Source organism: Tsukamurella sp. PLM1, from assembly GCF_023168325.1.
Lineage (GTDB): Bacteria > Actinomycetota > Actinomycetes > Mycobacteriales > Mycobacteriaceae > Tsukamurella.
This window is the reverse complement of sequence record NZ_AP025688.1, coordinates 2405339-2421799: the sequence shown is the minus strand read 5'-3', so window position 1 is coordinate 2421799 and position 16461 is coordinate 2405339. Positions and strand designations below refer to the sequence as shown.

12 protein-coding genes and 3 pseudogenes are annotated in these 16461 nt (G+C 71.6%); 14 read left to right on the top strand and 1 reads right to left on the bottom strand.

Going from position 1 to position 16461, the window contains the following annotated elements:
* Window positions 1-25 precede the first annotated feature (25 nt).
* The 7 genes and pseudogenes from rpmI to pheT all read left to right on the top strand — a co-directional run bounded on the left by rpmI (window position 26) and on the right by pheT (window position 6952).
* Window positions 26-220, top strand: a complete 195-nt coding sequence (rpmI, locus tag MTP03_RS12525; RefSeq protein ID WP_013127045.1) for a 50S ribosomal protein L35 — start codon at window positions 26-28, stop codon at window positions 218-220.
* Window positions 221-273: 53 nt separating this feature from the next.
* Window positions 274-654 carry a 50S ribosomal protein L20 gene (gene rplT, locus MTP03_RS12520; protein ID WP_248488586.1) on the top strand — a complete coding sequence of 127 codons (381 nt, stop codon included), beginning with the start codon at window positions 274-276 and terminating at the stop codon, window positions 652-654.
* Between the two features lies 1 nt (window position 655).
* On the top strand, window positions 656-1453 hold the full coding sequence (locus MTP03_RS12515; RefSeq protein WP_248488585.1) for an RNA methyltransferase: 798 nt from the start codon (window positions 656-658) through the stop codon (window positions 1451-1453).
* 65 nt (window positions 1454-1518) lie between these two features.
* On the top strand, window positions 1519-3012 hold the full coding sequence (locus MTP03_RS12510) for an acyltransferase (protein WP_371820751.1): 1494 nt from the start codon (window positions 1519-1521) through the stop codon (window positions 3010-3012).
* The gene (locus tag MTP03_RS12505; RefSeq protein ID WP_248488583.1) at window positions 2918-3274 is read left to right on the top strand and encodes a hypothetical protein; all 357 of its coding nucleotides are present in this window, start codon (window positions 2918-2920) and stop codon (window positions 3272-3274) included. Before MTP03_RS12510 ends, MTP03_RS12505 begins: the two co-directional genes overlap by 95 nt.
* A gap of 104 nt (window positions 3275-3378) precedes the next feature.
* A pseudogene (pheS, locus tag MTP03_RS12500) lies at window positions 3379-4432 on the top strand (phenylalanine--tRNA ligase subunit alpha).
* A 51-nt stretch (window positions 4433-4483) separates the two neighbouring features.
* On the top strand, window positions 4484-6952 hold the full coding sequence (gene pheT, locus MTP03_RS12495) for a phenylalanine--tRNA ligase subunit beta (protein WP_248488582.1): 2469 nt from the start codon (window positions 4484-4486) through the stop codon (window positions 6950-6952).
* A gap of 68 nt (window positions 6953-7020) precedes the next feature.
* Here pheT and MTP03_RS12490 read toward each other — a convergent pair whose 3' ends face one another.
* A complete protein-coding gene (locus MTP03_RS12490) occupies window positions 7021-8853 on the bottom strand; it encodes an NAD(P)/FAD-dependent oxidoreductase (RefSeq protein ID WP_248488581.1) in 1833 nt (610 codons plus the stop codon).
* Window positions 8854-8991: 138 nt separating this feature from the next.
* Between MTP03_RS12490 and MTP03_RS12485 the strand changes: the two genes are divergently transcribed.
* From MTP03_RS12485 to argB, 7 genes and pseudogenes are all read left to right on the top strand, one after another.
* Window positions 8992-10194 carry a helix-turn-helix domain-containing protein gene (locus MTP03_RS12485; RefSeq protein WP_248488580.1) on the top strand — a complete coding sequence of 401 codons (1203 nt, stop codon included), beginning with the start codon at window positions 8992-8994 and terminating at the stop codon, window positions 10192-10194.
* A gap of 92 nt (window positions 10195-10286) precedes the next feature.
* Window positions 10287-11057 (top strand): acetoin reductase, encoded by a 771-nt coding sequence (locus tag MTP03_RS12480; RefSeq protein WP_248488579.1) that lies wholly within the window; start codon window positions 10287-10289, stop codon window positions 11055-11057.
* 23 nt (window positions 11058-11080) lie between these two features.
* Window positions 11081-12217, top strand: coding sequence for a GAF domain-containing protein (locus tag MTP03_RS12475; protein ID WP_371820750.1), 1137 nt, complete (start codon window positions 11081-11083; stop codon window positions 12215-12217).
* Window positions 12218-12300: 83 nt separating this feature from the next.
* Entirely contained in the window at window positions 12301-12978 is a 678-nt protein-coding gene (locus tag MTP03_RS12470; protein ID WP_248488578.1) for a PIG-L deacetylase family protein, read from the top strand.
* A gap of 350 nt (window positions 12979-13328) precedes the next feature.
* Window positions 13329-14363, top strand: coding sequence for an N-acetyl-gamma-glutamyl-phosphate reductase (gene argC, locus MTP03_RS12465; protein WP_248488577.1), 1035 nt, complete (start codon window positions 13329-13331; stop codon window positions 14361-14363).
* Window positions 14360-15558, top strand: a pseudogene (argJ, locus tag MTP03_RS12460) (bifunctional glutamate N-acetyltransferase/amino-acid acetyltransferase ArgJ). The gene argC and the pseudogene argJ overlap by 4 nt, the downstream one beginning before the upstream one ends.
* A pseudogene (argB, locus tag MTP03_RS12455) lies at window positions 15555-16459 on the top strand (acetylglutamate kinase). Before argJ ends, argB begins: the two co-directional pseudogenes overlap by 4 nt.
* Window positions 16460-16461 lie beyond the last annotated feature (2 nt).

The following is a 16461-nucleotide window of genomic DNA, read 5'->3' as shown; positions in this document are numbered from 1 at the left end:
CCACGAACAACGAAGAGAGACGAACATGCCGAAGAACAAGTCCCACAGCGGTACCGCGAAGCGCTTCAAGATCTCGGGTAGCGGCAAGGTCCTGCGCCAGAAGGCCGGCCGTCGCCACCTGCTCGAGCACAAGAGCTCCCGCGTGACCCGTCGCCTCGACGGTGTGGCCGAGGTCGCCCCCGCCGACGTGCGCCGCGTCAAGAAGCTGCTCGGCAAGTAAGCCGCTCCGCAATACCCGCTCGAACTTTTCCATCACGTAAGGACTGAAGACCTATGGCACGCGTCAAGCGCGCAGTGAACGCTCAGAAGAAGCGTCGTTCCATCCTCGAGGCGTCGAAGGGCTACCGCGGTCAGCGGTCGCGCCTGTACCGCAAGGCCAAGGAGCAGCAGCTCCACTCGATGACCTACGCGTACCGCGACCGCCGCGCGCGCAAGGGCGACTTCCGCAAGCTGTGGATCACGCGCATCAACGCCGCCGCGCGGGCCAACGACATCACCTACAACCGCCTGATCCAGGGCCTGCGCCTGGCCGGCGTCGAGGTGGACCGCAAGAACCTGGCCGAGATCGCCGTCTCGGACGCCGCCGCCTTCACCGCGCTCGTCGAGATCGCCCGCAAGGCGCTCCCGGCCGACGTGAACGCGCCCGCCGCGTAACTTGACGCAGCACTCGCAACGACCCGCGGACCAGCTCTTCACGGAGCGGACCCCGCGGGTCGTTGCCGCATCCAAGCTCCTCCGCGCCGCCGGCCGGCGCAAGGCCGGGCGGTTCCTCGCCGAGGGCTCCAACGCCGTCACCTCTGCGGTCGCGGCGGGCCTCGTCGAGGAGCTCTTCGTCACCGAGGAGGGTGCCGGTCGGTACCCGGAACTGCTCACGGGCCACGAGGCGTACGTGACCGAGCGCGCCATGCGCGGCCTGTCGGACACCGTCACCCCGCCCGGAATCGTGGCCGTCTGCCGGGCCCTGCCCGAAGGCCGCGTGCCCGACGGTGCCCGGCTGGTCGCCGTCCCCGTCGACGTCGCTGAGCCCGGCAACGCCGGAACCGTCATCCGCGTGGCCGACGCGGTCGGCGCCGACGCCGTACTCCTCGCGGGCGACGCCGTCGACCCGATGAACGGCAAGGTCGTGCGCGCCTCCGCCGGTTCCGTCTTCCATCTGCCCGTCGTGCAGGAGCGCGACGCCGCCACCGCGATCGCGCAGCTCAAGGCATCGGGACTGACGGTGCTGGCCACTGCCGCCGACGGTGAGGTCAACCTCGACGACGCCGACCACCTGCTCGCGGGGCCGACGGCCTGGCTGTTCGGCAACGAGGCCCACGGCCTTCCGCGCGAGCTCCAGACCCTCGCGGACCACCGCGTCGCCATCCCGATCCGGGGGCGCGCCGAGTCGCTCAACCTCGCCACCGCCGCGTCGATCTGCCTGTACGCGAGTTCGCGCGTGCAGAATCGGGGATAGGTCCTCACCGAGTCCGGGTAGGACTACTCATCCGCGACGGCGTCCGCGCCGGAAGCATGGTGACCATGAGATTCCTGCCGTCCCGCTCGGCCGTCCTCGACGGCACCCCGGACACCCGCGACCGCGCGATCGACGTCGCCCGCCTCGCGAGCCTACTCGTCGTCATGTTCGGCCACTGCGTGTTGCTGCTCGCCACCATCACCCCGTCGGGCGTATGGGTCGGCAACACCCTCGGCGCGCAACCGGCTCTGCAGCCGATCACCTGGGTGCTGCAGGTGATGCCGCTCTTCTTCCTGGCGGGCGCCGCCAGCTCGGCGTACGGGCTGAAGCAGGGGACCGCCTGGGGCGGATGGCTCCTCGGACGGGCCCAGCGGCTCGCCCGGCCCGTGTTCTGGTACCTGGCCTTCTGGTCGGTGATCCTGGTCGGGGCCCGGTTGCTGCTGGGCGAGTCGAGCGCCGCACGGCTCGGAGGTGAGTCCGTCGCACTGCTGTGGTTCATCGGCGTGTACCTGCTGGTCCTGGCCTTCGTTCCGGTGCTCCTGCGCGGCGGTCGGGCGACACTGGCCGGGGTGACGGTCGGCCTGCTCGTCGCGTCGGCGGGGTTCGACGGTGCGCGTCTCGCCACCGGCGCGATCGAGTGGGGCTTCCCGAACTTCCTGATCGTCTGGCTGATCCCCGTCGTCATCGGCGTCGCCTACGCCCGCCGGATGATTCCGACCCGGTTCGCGCTGGCGGCCGCCGCGGTCACGTTCGTCGCGGCCGTCGCCGCCGTCGTCGTCGGCCCGTACGACGTGCCGCTCGTCGTGACGGGCGCCGAGACGTTCTCCAACACCACGCCGCCCACCCTTCTTCTCGGCGTGCACTGCGTGTGGGTGAGCCTGCTGTTCGTCGCGGCTGCGCCCGCGATCGGGCGCTGGGCGCGGCGCCCCCGGGTCTGGTACCCGGTGGCAGTGGGCAATGGCGGCGCGATGACGCTATACCTCTGGCACATCCCCGCGATCGCCATCGCCGCGTTCGCGCTGCACTACCTCGGGATCGATGCGGTCGACCCGCACCAGCCCGGCTTCTGGGGCCTGATGGGCCTGCGCGCCGCACTCTTCGCCGTGGTGATGTTCGCGCTGTTCGTGGTGCTGTCGCCGCTGGAGCACCGTCGGATCCCGTGGTGGGATGCTCCCGTCGCGGCATCCGGAGCCGCGGGCGCGCTCGTCGGCGCGCTCGTGTGCGTCGCGGGTCTCGCCGTGCTGCTGATGGCCAAGGAAGGCCTCGGGTCGAGTGCGGGTCGGCAGGCGATGGTGGTGTTCGTCGGAGCGCTGGCAGGCGCGCGGGCCTGCGCCGCCCGAACTGCGGTCGAGAACCCGATGCCGACCGTCGCCGAGTCGTCCGATCCGGCGTACCGTCGGCCCCATGGCGAGACGGGCGCGGGTGGAGGACGTCGCTGCGATCGCGCTCGGCCTGCCCAGGGTCGTGGAGGTCGCGGCGTGGGGCGGTCGCCCGGCCTGGCAGGTGGGAAGGAAAGTGTTCTGCGGCAACAGGTCTCCGCGTCCCGATGCGGTCGATGATGCCGGTGCCCGGCTCGACGATGTGATCCTGATCCGCACGCCCGACGAGTCCGACAAGCTCGCCTTGGTGCAGGCTGACGGGCCGTTCTTCACCACGCCGCACTTCGACGGCTACAACGCCGTCCTGGTCCGCGCGTCCCGCCTCGGCGAGATCACCCGCGACGAGCTGGCCGAGGTGATAGAGGACGCGTGGTGCGCGTGCGCCCCGAAGACGGTGGTCCGGAAGTGGTTGGCCGGGGGCGCCGACGGGCGCGATGCCTGACCGACGCGCTGGGCGCGTACCAGCGGTAATGCGATTCCGTCCGTGGAACGCCGTCGACTAGTCTGGTCGGGTACCGTCCCACCCGCACCGAGGAGCCCAGAGCAGTGTCGGAAGACCAGATCGCCCCCGTCGACGACCTCAGCGAAGCCGCGCTCGACGCGTTCGCCGACGAGGCCGCGCGGGCGTTCGACGCCGCGTCCGACCTCGAGGCCCTGAACGCCGCCCGGCTGGCCCACCTGGGAGAAGTCGCCGCTCGCGCTCAGCAAGCGTGCCCTCGGCTCCATCCCCAAGGGGGAGCGCAAGGACGCGGGCAAGCGGGTCAACATGGCGCAGGGCCGCGCTCGCGCCGCCTACGAGCAGCGCAAGGCCGTTCTCGACGCCGAGCGCGACGCCGCGGTGCTCGTGTCCGAGTCGATCGACGTGACGCTGCCGTCGGCCCGCGCCCCGCAGGGCGCCCGCCACCCCGTCAGCATCATCGCCGACGAGGTCGCCGACTTCTTCGTGGGCATCGGCTGGGAGATCGCCGAGGGCCCCGAGGTCGAGACCGAGCACTTCAACTTCGACGCGCTCAACTTCCTCCCGGATCATCCCGCCCGCTCCATGCAGGACACCTTCTACGTCGCGCCCGAGGGCTCGCGGCAGGTGTTGCGCACGCACACCTCCCCGGTGCAGGTGCGGTCGATGCTCACGCGCGACGTGCCGATCTACGTGGCGTGCCCGGGCCGCACGTTCCGCACCGACGAGTTGGACGCCACCCACACCCCGGTGTTCAGCCAGGTCGAGGGCCTCGCGGTCGACAAGGGGCTGACCATGGCGCACCTGCGCGGCACCCTCGAGGCGTTCGCCAAGGCGATGTTCGGCCCCGAGACCACCACCCGGATGCGGCCGAACTACTTCCCGTTCACGGAACCGTCGGCCGAGGTCGACGTGTGGTTCCCGAACAAGAAGGGCGGCGCCGGCTGGATCGAGTGGGGCGGCTGCGGCATGGTCAACCCGAACGTGCTGCGCGCCTGCGGCATCGACCCCGAGGAGTACTCGGGCTTCGCCTTCGGGATGGGTCTTGAGCGCACCCTTCAGTTCCGCACCGGCCTGTCCGACATGCGCGACATCGTCGAGGGCGACGTCCGCTTCAGCCTGCCGTTCGGCGTCCGCGGCTAGTCGCCACGCCGACCCCAGCCACACAGTCACACCAGGAGAAGGACTTCCACCGTGCGCGTTGCACAGTCATGGCTCACCGAGATCCTCCGCCGCGACACCCCCGACTGGGGCGTCAGCGCCGACGAGCTCGACGCGGGGTTCGTGCGGGTCGGCTTCGAGGTCGAGGAACTCGACTCGCTCGACACCGTGACCGGCCCGCTGAAGATCGGCCGCGTCGCGCACATCGAGGAACTCACGAACTTCCGCAAGCCCATCCGGTTCTGCCAGGTGGACGTCGGCGAGGCCGAGCCGCGGGGCATCGTCTGCGGCGCCCGGAACTTCGCCGAGGGCGACCTCATCGTCGCCGCCCTGCCCGGCGCCGTGCTGCCCGGTGGTTTCGAGGTCGCGTCCCGCAAGACCTACGACCACGTCTCCGACGGGATGATCTGCTCGGTGTCGGAACTCGGGCTGGGCAACGATCACTCGGGGATCCTCGTGCTGCCGGCGGGCACGGCGCAGCCCGGCGACGACGCCAAGCAGGTGCTCGGCATGGACGACACCGTCATCGAGCTCAACGTGACGCCCGACCGCGGCTACGCGTTCTCGGTGCGCGGCCTCGCCCGCGAGCTCGCCTGCGGCTACGACCTGCCCTTCACCGACATCACGACCCCGTCGCCCGCGCAGGGTTCGGGCGCCGGCGGTGTGGACGTCACCGTCGAGCCCGAGTCCGGCTGCACCCGCTTCACCGCGCTGCGAGTGGAGGGCATCGACCCGAAGGCCGTGAGTCCGTGGTGGCTGCAGCGCCGCCTGCTCACCTCGGGCGTACGCCCGATCAGCGCCGCGGTCGACGTGACCAACTACCTCATGCTGCTCAGCGGCCAGCCGCTGCACGCCTTCGACGCGGACCGCGTCCAGGGCGGCCTGACGGTGCGCGCGGCCCGCCCCGGAGAGACGCTCGAGACCATCGATCACGTCGAGCGCGAGCTCGACCCCGAGGACACGGTCATCGTCGACGATTCCGGACCCGTCTCGCTCGCGGGCGTCATGGGCGGCGCGACCACGGAGGTCGGTGACGACACCGTCAACGTGATCCTCGAGGGCGCCATCTGGAACCCCGTCAAGGTCTTCCGCACCGGCAAGCGGCACAAGCTGAGCTCGGACGCCGCCAAGCGTTACGAGCGCACCGTCGACCCCGCGATCTCCGTGTGGACGGTCCGCGAGGCGGCGCGCCTGCTCACCGAGATCGCGGGCGGCACGGTGGTCGGCGAGCTCACCGACCACGGCTCCTACGGCGACCGCCCGCAGGTCACCATCGCCGCGGACCGCCCGGACCGGGTCGCGGGGATCACCTACGCCCCGGGCACGACGGTGCGCCGCCTCACCCAGGTCGGGTGCCGGGTCGAGGGCGAGAGCAGCCTGACGGTGACCCCGCCCACCTGGCGGCCCGACCTGAACATGGTCGCCGACCTGGTCGAGGAGGTGCTACGGCTCGAGGGGCTGGAGCAGATCCCGCCCGTGCTGCCTGCCGCGCCCGGCGGCCGGGGACTGAGCCCCCGGCAGCGTCGCCGCCGCGTCGTGAGCCGCTCGCTCGCGCACACGGGCCACGTCGAGGTGCTCACCAGCCCGTTCCTGCCCGCCGGCGTCTTCGACACGTGGGGCCTGGAGGCCGACGACCCGCGCCGGAACACCACGAAGGTCCTCAACCCGCTCGAATCGGATCGGCCGGGCCTCGCCACCACGCTGCTGCCCGGGCTGCTGGAGATCCTGGCGCGCAACGTCTCCCGCGGCCAGCGCGACCTCGCGCTGTACACGATCGCGCAGGTGGTGCTTCCGTCGGAGGCCACGGCTGCGGTCGACCCGATCCCCGTCGACCGGCGCCCCACCGCTGAGCAGATCGAGGAGCTCAACGCGTCGCTGCCGAGCCAGCCGGAACACATCGCTCTCGTGTTCGCCGGCCGGCGCACCCTCTCCGGCCCCTGGGGCGAGGGGCGACCCGCCGATGCGACGGACGCCTTCGAGGCCGCGCGCGAGATCGGCCGCGCGAGCAACATCGAGCTCACGCTGCGGTCAGCCCAGTTCGCGCCGTTCCATCCGGGCCGGTGTGCGGAGGTCCTCGCCGGTGACGTCGTGGTGGGCCACGCGGGCGAGCTGCACCCGGCCGTGCTCGAGCGTGCCGGGCTCCCGGCGCGGACCTGCGCCGTCGAGCTCGACCTCGACGCGATCCCGCTCGTCGAGAACCTGCCCGCGCCTGTGGTCTCGCCGTTCCCGGCGGTGCTGCAGGACGTGGCGGTCGTCGTCGACGCCGCGGTCCCCGCGGAAGCCGTGCGGTCCGCGCTGGCCGACGGTGCCGGCGAGCTCCTGGAGGCGATCTCGCTGTTCGACGTCTTCACGGGCGCGCAGGTGGGCGAGGGCCGCAAGTCGATGGCCTTCTCGCTGCGCTTCCGCGCGGGCGACCGCACGCTGACCGAGGACGAGGCTTCCGCCGCCCGTGACGCCGCGGTGGCGAACGCTGCGCAGGAGGTGGGCGCCGTCCTGCGGTAGCCCCTGACGTGGAGCCGGCCCCGGCGGCGCACTCGAGGTGCAGCCGTCGGGGCCGGAGTCTTTCGTCGCTAGCTGGTGTGGTGCACCTCCGCCAGCTTGTAGACCGGTGTGTCGATGCCCTCGTACCGGGCCTTGAGCTGGAGCGCCAGGTAGAGCGAGTAGTGCCGCGACTGGTGCAGGTTGCCGCCCATCATCCACAGGCCGGGGACCTGGGTGGGCTTCCACATGTTGCGCTGCTCGCCCTCCCACGGGCCGGGGTCCTTGGTGGTCGCGGAGCCGAGACCCCAGCACTTGCCCAGCTTGTCGGCGGTCTCCTGATCCATGAGGTCGGCGGCCCAGCCGTTCATCGAGCCGTACCCCGTGGCGTACACGACGAGGTCCGCGGGCAGTTCCTGGCCGTTCTTCAGCACCACGCTGTTCTCGGTCAGGTGGTCGACCTGCCCCTTGGCGAGCGTGATCGAGCCGTCGATGATCAGGCCGGCGGCGCCGACGTCGATGTAGTAGCCCGAGCCGCGGCGCAGGTACTTCATGAACAGGCCCGAATCGTCGTCGCCGAAGTCCAGGTCGTATCCGGCCTTCTCCAGCCCGGCGTAGAAGTCGGCGTCGATCTCGCGGACCTTGTCGTAGATCGGCTTCTGGAACTCGTTCATGATCTTGTACGGCAGCGACGCGAAGATCATGTCGGCCTTGTCCGTGGTCACACCGGCGGCCAGGGCGCGCTCGCTGTACAGGTCGCCCAGGCCGTGCTCCATGAGCGACTCGGACTTGATGATGTGCGTCGAACTGCGCTGCACCATCGTGACCTCGGCGCCGGCCTCGATGAGGGCCTTGCTGATGTCGAGCGCCGAGTTGTTCGCGCCGATCACCACGACCCTCTTGCCGGCGTAGGCGTCGGGGCCGGGGTGCTTGCTGGAGTGGTGCTGCTCGCCTTGGAAGACGTCCATGCCGGGGAAGTCCGGGATGTTGGGCTTGCCGGACATGCCCGTCGCGAGCACGAGCTGCTTGGGATGCAGGGTCAGGTGCTCGCCGTCCTTGTTCACCTCGACGGTCCATTCGCCCTTCGCCTCGTCGTACGACGCGGACAGCGCCTCGGTGCGCGACCAGTACGGCACCTCCATGACGCGGGTGTACATCTCGAGCCAGTCGCCGATCTTGTCCTTGGGGGCGAAGACGGGCCAGTTGGCGGGGAAGGGCAGGTACGGCAGGTGGTCGTACCAGACGGGGTCGTGCAGGCAGAGCGACTTGTAGCGGCCGCGCCACTGATCGCCCGGGCGGTCGTACTTGTCGACCACCAGGGCGGGCACGCCGAGCTGCCGCAACCGTGCGCCCAGGGCGATGCCGCCCTGGCCGCCGCCGATCACGAGGGTGTCAGGTTGGACCGAGCGCCCCAGCTCGGCCTCCTCCCGCTCGCGGCGCTCGGCCCAGGTGGGGGCCTCGACGTGCGCGCCGTGCACGGCGCCCATCGGTCGGCGCACGCCGAACGACTCCTCGTGGCCCTTCAGCTCACGGAGCGTCGTCAGGAGCGTCCAGGCCCGATCGACACCGTCCTCGCCGCGCCGGATACGGACGTGGCCCTTCCCGCGGCCCACACCCGTCTCGAAGCCGATGAAGGCCTCTGCCACCTCGTCGCCCGACGCGGGGTCGGTGGTCGCGAAACCGTTCGGGGCCGTGTCTGCGAGCCGCTCGGTGAGCATCGCCGCGATCTGGTCGCGGCCCTCGCTGGTGTGTAGGTTCCAGGTGAACGACACCAGGTCACGCCAGAAGCCTCCGGGCTCGAACAGCTCGGTCACTGCGGTGACGTCGCGGGCGACCAGCGCGTCCTCGAACTTCGCGAGCCAGGCGTCCACCCGTCCCTGAGGGCCGGTTGCGACGTCCTGAGCGGATTCCGCGATCGCGGTCATGTCGTACTCCTTCACGTTCGATCAGTGCTGTGGTGTGAATCACACTCCTGGTGTGATGGGGGTTACAAGGGTTGCGTCCCGTTGCACGGTTCTGGTCGATCGCGCCTGCTGCGAACGGCTGCGATGCAGAATCGAGGAGTGGCACACGCAGTGGAGCCGGCGGTGGCGCACGGAGAGGATCCCCGGACCTATGCGCGCCTGCTGGCCGAGGTGTACGACGCGACGATGGCCGGGGAGCGGCCGCCGGCGCGCCCGCGTGAGGTGATCGGTGACTCCTGGGAGCGGGTCATCGCCGCAGGCCTGCGCCCCGATTCAGGGGCCGGGCCCGCGATCCACTCCGCCGATCTGACCCGCCTGCGCCGCGAATCCGGTCTCGCCGGTCTCATCGACGACTTCACCGCGGGCCTCGCGCCCATCACCGATGCCGGGGCGAGCATCATGGTCGTGTCCGACGCCGAGGGTCGGCTGCTGTGGCGCAGCGGCTCGCCGCGCGTGCTGCGCGAGGCGGACCGGCTCGGCTTCGTCGAGGGAGCGGCCTGGTCGGAGAGCGACGTGGGTACCAACGCCATCGGTACGGCGCTGGCGTCGCGGGCGGCCGTGCAGACGTTCTCGGCGGAGCACTTCGCCCGCAATCAGCACCCGTGGACCTGCTCTGCCGCACCGATCCGAGACCGTCGGACGGGGCGCGTGCTCGGCGTCGTCGACCTCAGCGGACCCGCGTCCACGGTGCACCCCACGACGCTCGCGCTGGTTGCGGCCGTCGCGGGCCTCGCGGAGGCGACCCTGCGCGAGGCCCACCTGGCCGGGCTCGACCAACTGCGCACCGTCGCAGCCCCGTTGCTCGCGGGGCTCGGCGGCCCGGGCCTCGTGGTGGACTCGCACGGCTGGGTCGCGGCCGTCTGTCAGCTCGCGCCGTGCACCCGGGTGACCCTGCCGACCGCGGTGGACTCGGCGCACCTGTGGCTCCCGGAGCTGGGGCAGTGCGCCGTCGAACCGCTGCCCGGCGGGTGGTTGTTGCGTCCCGTCGCCGACGAGGCCCGGGAGGGCGCCACCCGGGTCACTCTCGACCTGCGTGCCGGGAAGGCGCCGTCGGTCACCGTCGCCGGTGCCACGGGGGAGTGGCGGCACCAGTTGACACCCCGGCACGCCCAGATCCTCGAGTTGTTCGCCGACGGTCGCGGGCACACCGCCGCGCAGGTCGCGCAGTCGCTGTTCGGCGACCCCGCCCGCGTGGTCACCGTGCGCGCCGAGATCTCGCGGCTGCGCCGGGTGCTCTCCGGGCTCATCGCCGCGCAGCCCTATCGCTTCGCCGACGCCGTGGTGGTCGAGACCCTGCGTTGAGCCGTCTCGGGCTCGCAACCCCTCGCAACCTTGGTCGAGTGTGTTCCGGGTCACATAGAACGGATGTGACCGCGTCGACGAAGGGACACAGGATGGCACGCATCGCATTGGTGACGGGAGCGGGACGAGGGATCGGCGCGGGCATCGCACGACGACTCGCCGCGGACGGCTTCGACCTGGCCCTGGTCGACCTCACCGCCGACGGTGTCGAGGCCGTCGCGGAGGAGGTCCGGGCGACGGGGCGTCGCGCCGTCGCGCTCACCGCCGACGTCTCCGACCGCGACGCGGTGTTCGGTGTCGTCGCCGCCACCGTCGAGGCGTTGGGTGGCCTCGATGTGATGGTCAACAACGCCGGCGTGGCGCTGGTCGGGCCCGTCGCGGACGTCACCCCCGAGGAAATGCGGCGGCTGTTCTCGGTCAACGTCGACGGCGTGCTCTGGGGCATCCAGGCCGCGGCGGCGTCGTTCATCGAGCGCGGCGTGCGCGGCAAGATCGTCAACGCCGCGTCGATCGCCGGTCACGAGGGCTTCGCCATGCTCGGTGCGTACAGCGCCACCAAGTTCGCGGTGCGCGGCTTCACCCAGGCGGCCGCGAAGGAGTACGCGACGCACGGCATCACCGTCAACGCCTACTGCCCGGGCGTGGTGGGTACGGACATGTGGGTCGAGATCGACCGCCGCTTCGCCGAGCTGACCGGCGCCGAGGTCGGCGCGACCTACGACCAGTTCGTCGGCGGCATCGCGCTGGGCCGCGCGCAGACCCCGGAGGATGTCGCCGCCTTCGTCTCGCACCTGGCCTCGCCCGATTCGGACTACATGACTGGGCAGGCCGTGCTCATCGACGGCGGCCTCGTCTACCGCTGACCGCGCAGGGAAAGGGGACGGGCGTGAGCGAACCTGCGATGTCGGCGGGCGAGGACCCGCGACGCTACGCGCGACTGCTGTCCGAGGTGTACGACGCGACCATGAGCGGCTCCCGCCCGCCGGCCCGGCCGCGGGGCGTGATCGGCGACTCGTGGGAGCGGGTCCGGGCCGCGGGGCTGGCGCCCGACGCCGACGCCGGGCCCGCGCTCGGGTGGATCGACGTCGAGCTCGGCCGCCAGGAGTCCGGGCTCGGCTTCGTACTCGAGGAGCTGACCGCGGGCCTCGCGCCGCTCACCGCCGACGGCGACAACATCCTGGTGGTGGCCGACCGGTTCGGCCGCGTCCTGTGGCGCTCCGGTTCGCCCCGCGTCCTCGCGCACGCGGACCGGCTCGGCTTCATCGAGGGCGCGGGCTGGGCCGAGGACCAGGTGGGGACCAACGCCATCGGCACGGCGATCGCGTCCCGCACGCCCGTACAGATCTTCTCGGCCGAGCACTTCGCCCGTAGTCATCACGCGTGGACCTGCGCCGGTGCGCCGATCCGCGACGTGCACACCGGCCGCATCCTGGGCGTCGTCGACGTCTCCGGCCCCGCTGCGACGGTCCACCCCACGACGCTGGCGCTGGTCTCCACCGTCGCCAAGCTCGCCGAGGCGCGGCTGCGCGAGGTGCACCTCGCCGGGCTGGAGCGGCTGCGGTCCGTCGCGGCGCCCATGCTCGCGGGCCTCGGCCGCCCGGGTCTCGCGGTCGATACCAACGGCTGGGTGGCCGCCGTCGGCGACCTGCCGCCGCGCTCGCGCGTCGCGCTGCCTGCGGACCTGGCGGGCCCGTCGGTCCGGCTCCCCGAACTGGGGCTGTGCACCGTCGACCCGCTGCCCGGCGGCTGGCTGCTCCAGCCCGACCCGGGCGACGGGCCCGACGCGATCACCCGGGTCACGCTCGACCTGCGTCCCGGCCGCGCGCCCGAGGTCGCGGTCGCGGGCGGCGGGGGAGCGTGGCGGTACCAGCCCTCGCCCCGGCACGCGCAGATCCTCGAGCTCCTCGCCGACGGTGCCGGCCGGACGGCCGCGCAGCTCGCCGAGGCGCTGTTCGGGATCCCGGTCGGGTGGTCACGGTGCGGGCGGAGATCTCGCGGCTGCGGCGCGTGCTGTCGGGGGTGATCGCGGCGCAGCCCTACCGGTTCGCCGACGGCGTGTCGGTCGAGTTGCTGCGCTGACCGCTCCCGGCCTCTAGCGTGGAGCCCGTGAGCGAGCCGCAGATCTTCCCCGAGGACTGGACCACGGCGCTCGTCCTGGTGGCGCACCCGGACGATCCTGAGTACGGGATGGCGGCGGCCGTCGCCCGCTGGACCTCCCAGGGCAAGACGGTGGCCTACGGCCTCGCGACCTCCGGCGAGGAGGGTATCGAGGGCATGACGCCCGGTACCGCGGGGCCGGTGCGCGAGGAGGAGCAACGCCGGTCCGCCGCCGTCGTCGGGGTCGACGAGGTGCGGTTCTGGGGCTACCCGGACTCGCGGGTGACGAACACGCCGGAGCTGCGGGAGTCGATCCGCAAGTCCATCGCCCGGTACGAGCCCGACATCGTGATCACGCTGTGGGGCGGCCCGGAGTGGGCGCCCGGCGCGCCGAACCAGAGCGATCACATGGAGTTCACCCGGGCGGTCGCCCAGGCTGCCGCGGCGGCGGGCGTCACGGCCTATCAGACGGCGCCCGAGCCCGAGTACATCGTCGACGTCACCGGGTTCACCGAGCGCGCCGTGGAATCGCTCGCCGAGCACCGCCAGTACCTCTCGGTGCTCGACCCGGGTACGCCCGTCATCGAGCAGGCCCGCGCGCAGATCGCCTCCGCGTGCCTGCCCCGCGGCGAGTACCGGCACACCGTGGGCTTCCGAGGCCTCAGCCCAGGTGGAAGGCCTGGGTGATGTGGTTGCCGCGCCGGTGATCGCCCACGAGGCTGGGGCGGCCGTGACCCATTTTCACCAGCATGGCACGGTTCTCCACGCGCGGCGCGAAGCCGTCCAGGACGCGGTTGACGGTGCCCCGGATCCCGCTCGCGGCGCGGCAGGGTCAGTGGTTGAGTGAGGGCGTCGGGGTTCGACGCCGGAATGTCGTTGCGCATACCAACTCTTTCGGGCGCTGGGTGCTGTTCGTTACTGCTACCCAGGGTGCCGACGACTCCTGATGAGCGGCTGGGCGGAACCTGTGGGTGTTCGTGGCGTGCGTTCTCCGGATCCGTTGTGAATAGGCTTGCATGGTGGTGCATAATCATTGCATGACTGTTTCCGTGGCGATCGCGGGCGCGAGCGGCTACGCCGGGGGAGAGATCCTCCGGCTGCTGCTCGGCCACCCGCAGTACCTGTCCGGTGAGCTGACCATCGGCGCGCTGACCGCCGGCGGCAACGCCGGCAGCACGCTGTTCGAGCACCACCCGCACCTGCTGCCCCTCGCCGACCGCGTCCTGCAGGAGACGACCCCGGAGACACTGCGCGGCCACGACGTCGTCTTCCTCGGCCTGCCGCACGGCAAGTCGGCCGAGATCGCCGAGGCGCTGCCCCCGTCGACCCTCATCATCGACTGCGGCGCCGACTACCGGCTCAAGGACGCCGCCGAGTGGGAGCACTACTACGGCAGCGCCCACGCCGGCACCCGGCCCTACGGCCTGCCCGAGCTTCCGGGCAACCGGGACGTGCTCGCCGGCGCGTCCCGCATCGCAGTCCCGGGCTGCTACCCGACGGTGTCGACCCTCGCCTTCCTGCCCGCCGTCGCGGCCGGCATCGTGGCGCCCGAGGTCACCGTCGTCGCCGTGAGCGGCACGTCCGGCGCGGGCAAGTCCCTGCGGACCGACCTGCTCGCCTCCGAGGCGATAGGCTCGGCCCGCGCCTACGGCGTGACCACCCACCGGCACACCCCGGAGATCACCCAGAACCTCTCGGATGCGGCGGATTCCCCGGTCGCCGTGTCGTTCACGCCCATCCTCGTGCCCATGGCCCGGGGCATCCTCGCCACCGTCTCCGCCCCGACGACGGTGACCGCCGCCCAGGCCCGGGACGTGTACGAGCAGGCGTACAAGGACGAGCCGTTCGTGCACCTGCTCCCCGAAGGCGCTCAGCCGCAGACCAAGTCGGTGCTCGGTAGCAACGCCGTGCACGTGCAGGTGACCGTCGACGAGCGCGCCGGGCGCCTCATCGCGACCGCCGCGATCGACAACCTCACCAAGGGCACCGGCGGGGCCGCCGTCCAGTCCATGAACCTCGCGCTCGGCTGGCCCGAGACCGCCGGCCTGTCCACCGTAGGAGTCGCACCGTGACCTTCAAACTCGTTCGCAACCAGGGCGTCACGGCGCCCCTGGGGTTCAAGGCCGCGGGCATCGCGGCGGGGATCAAGGCCTCCGGAAAGCCGGACCTGGCACTGGTCTTCAACGAGGGGCCGCACTACGCGGCGGCCGGCGTCTTCACCCGCAACAAGGTCAAGGCCGCGCCCGTGCTCTGGAGCGAGCAGGTGATCAAGGACGGCCACCTGCGCGCGGTGATCCTCAACTCGGGCGGCGCGAACGCCTGCACCGGGCCCGGCGGCTTCCAGGACACCCACGCCACGGCGGAGAAGGTCGCGGAGACCCTGAGCCACTGGGGGACCGAGACCGGCGCCGGAGAGGTCGCCGTGTGCTCCACCGGCCTCATCGGCGACCGCCTGCCGATGGACAAGCTGCTGGCCGGCGTCACCGAGATCGTGCACGAGATGGGTGGCGGCCTCACCGGCGGCACCGACGCCGCGCACGCCATCATGACCACGGACACCGTGCCCAAGGAGACCGCGCTGCATCACTCCGGCGGCTGGAACGTCGGCGGCATGGCCAAGGGCGCCGGCATGATGGCGCCCTCGCTCGCGACGATGCTCGTGGTCCTCACCACCGACGTGCACGCCACCCCGGAGCAGCTCGACGAGGCCCTGCGGTACGCCACGGGCTACACCTTCGACCGGCTCGACGTGGACGGCGCCACGTCGACCAACGACACCGTGCTCCTGCTCAGCAGCGGCGCCAGCGAGAAGACCTGCACGCAGGAGGAACTCAACGCCGCCGTGCGCGCGGTCTGCGACGACCTCGCCGGCCAGCTGCAGGGCGACGCCGAGGGTGTCACCAAGCGGATCCTCATCACCGTGACCGGCGCCGCCTCCGAGGAGGAGGCCCTCGTGGGCGCCCGCGCCATCGCCCGCGACAGCCTGGTCAAGACCGCGCTCTTCGGCAGCGACCCCAACTGGGGCCGCGTCATGGCCGCGATCGGCATCGCCCCGATCGAGCTGGTCCACGACAAACTGACCGTCTCCTTCAACGGGCAGCCGATCGCCGAGAACGGTTGCGGCGTCCCGGGGCGCGCGAAGTGGATCTCTCCGGACCCGAGATCGACGTCACCGTCGACCTGGGCCTCGGGCGCGGCACCGCGACGATCCGCACCACGGATCTCTCGCACGCGTACGTCGAAGAGAACTCGGCGTACTCCTCATGAGCGCACCCGATCTCACGCCGCTCGACAAGGCCGGCGTGCTCGCCGAGGCACTGCCCTGGCTGCTGGACTTCCACGGCAAGACCGTCGTGGTCAAGTACGGCGGCAACGCCATGATCGACGACGAGCTCAAGCGCTCGTTCGCCCAGGACATGGTGTTCCTGCGGACCTGCGGCCTGCACCCCGTCGTGGTGCACGGCGGCGGCCCGCAGATCACCGCCATGCTCAAGCGGCTCGGGATGGAGGGCGAGTTCCGCGGCGGCTTCCGCGTGACCACGCCCGAGGTGATGGACGTCGTGCGGATGGTCCTGTTCGGCCAGGTCGGGCGCGAGCTGGTGGGACTGATCAACTCCTACGGGCCCTTCGCCGTCGGCATGTCCGGCGAGGACGCGCACCTGTTCACCGCCACGCGGCGGCAGGTCGTGGTCGACGGTGCGCCGACCGACATCGGGCTCGTCGGCGACGTGACCGCGGTGAGCCCGGAGGCGGTCAACGACCTCATCGCGGCCGGCCGCATCCCGGTGATCTCGACGATCGCGCCGGACGCGGACGGGGTGGTGCACAACATCAACGCCGACACCGCCGCGGCCGCACTCGCGGAGGCGCTCGGGGCCGAGAAGCTAGTGGTGCTCACCGACGTCGAGGGCCTGTACACGAACTGGCCGGACCGCTCCTCGCTCACATCGGAGATCGACACGGATGCGCTGACCGCACTGCTCCCGAGCCTCGACTCCGGCATGGTCCCCAAGATGGAGGCGTGCCTGCGAGCCGTGCACGGGGCGTCCCCACCGCGCACGTCATCGACGGGCGGGTGCCGCACTCCGTGCTTCTCGAACTGTTCACGAGCAAGGGCATCGGCACCATGGTGACCCCGCCGAAAACCTCTTCACAGACCTGGATCTGACA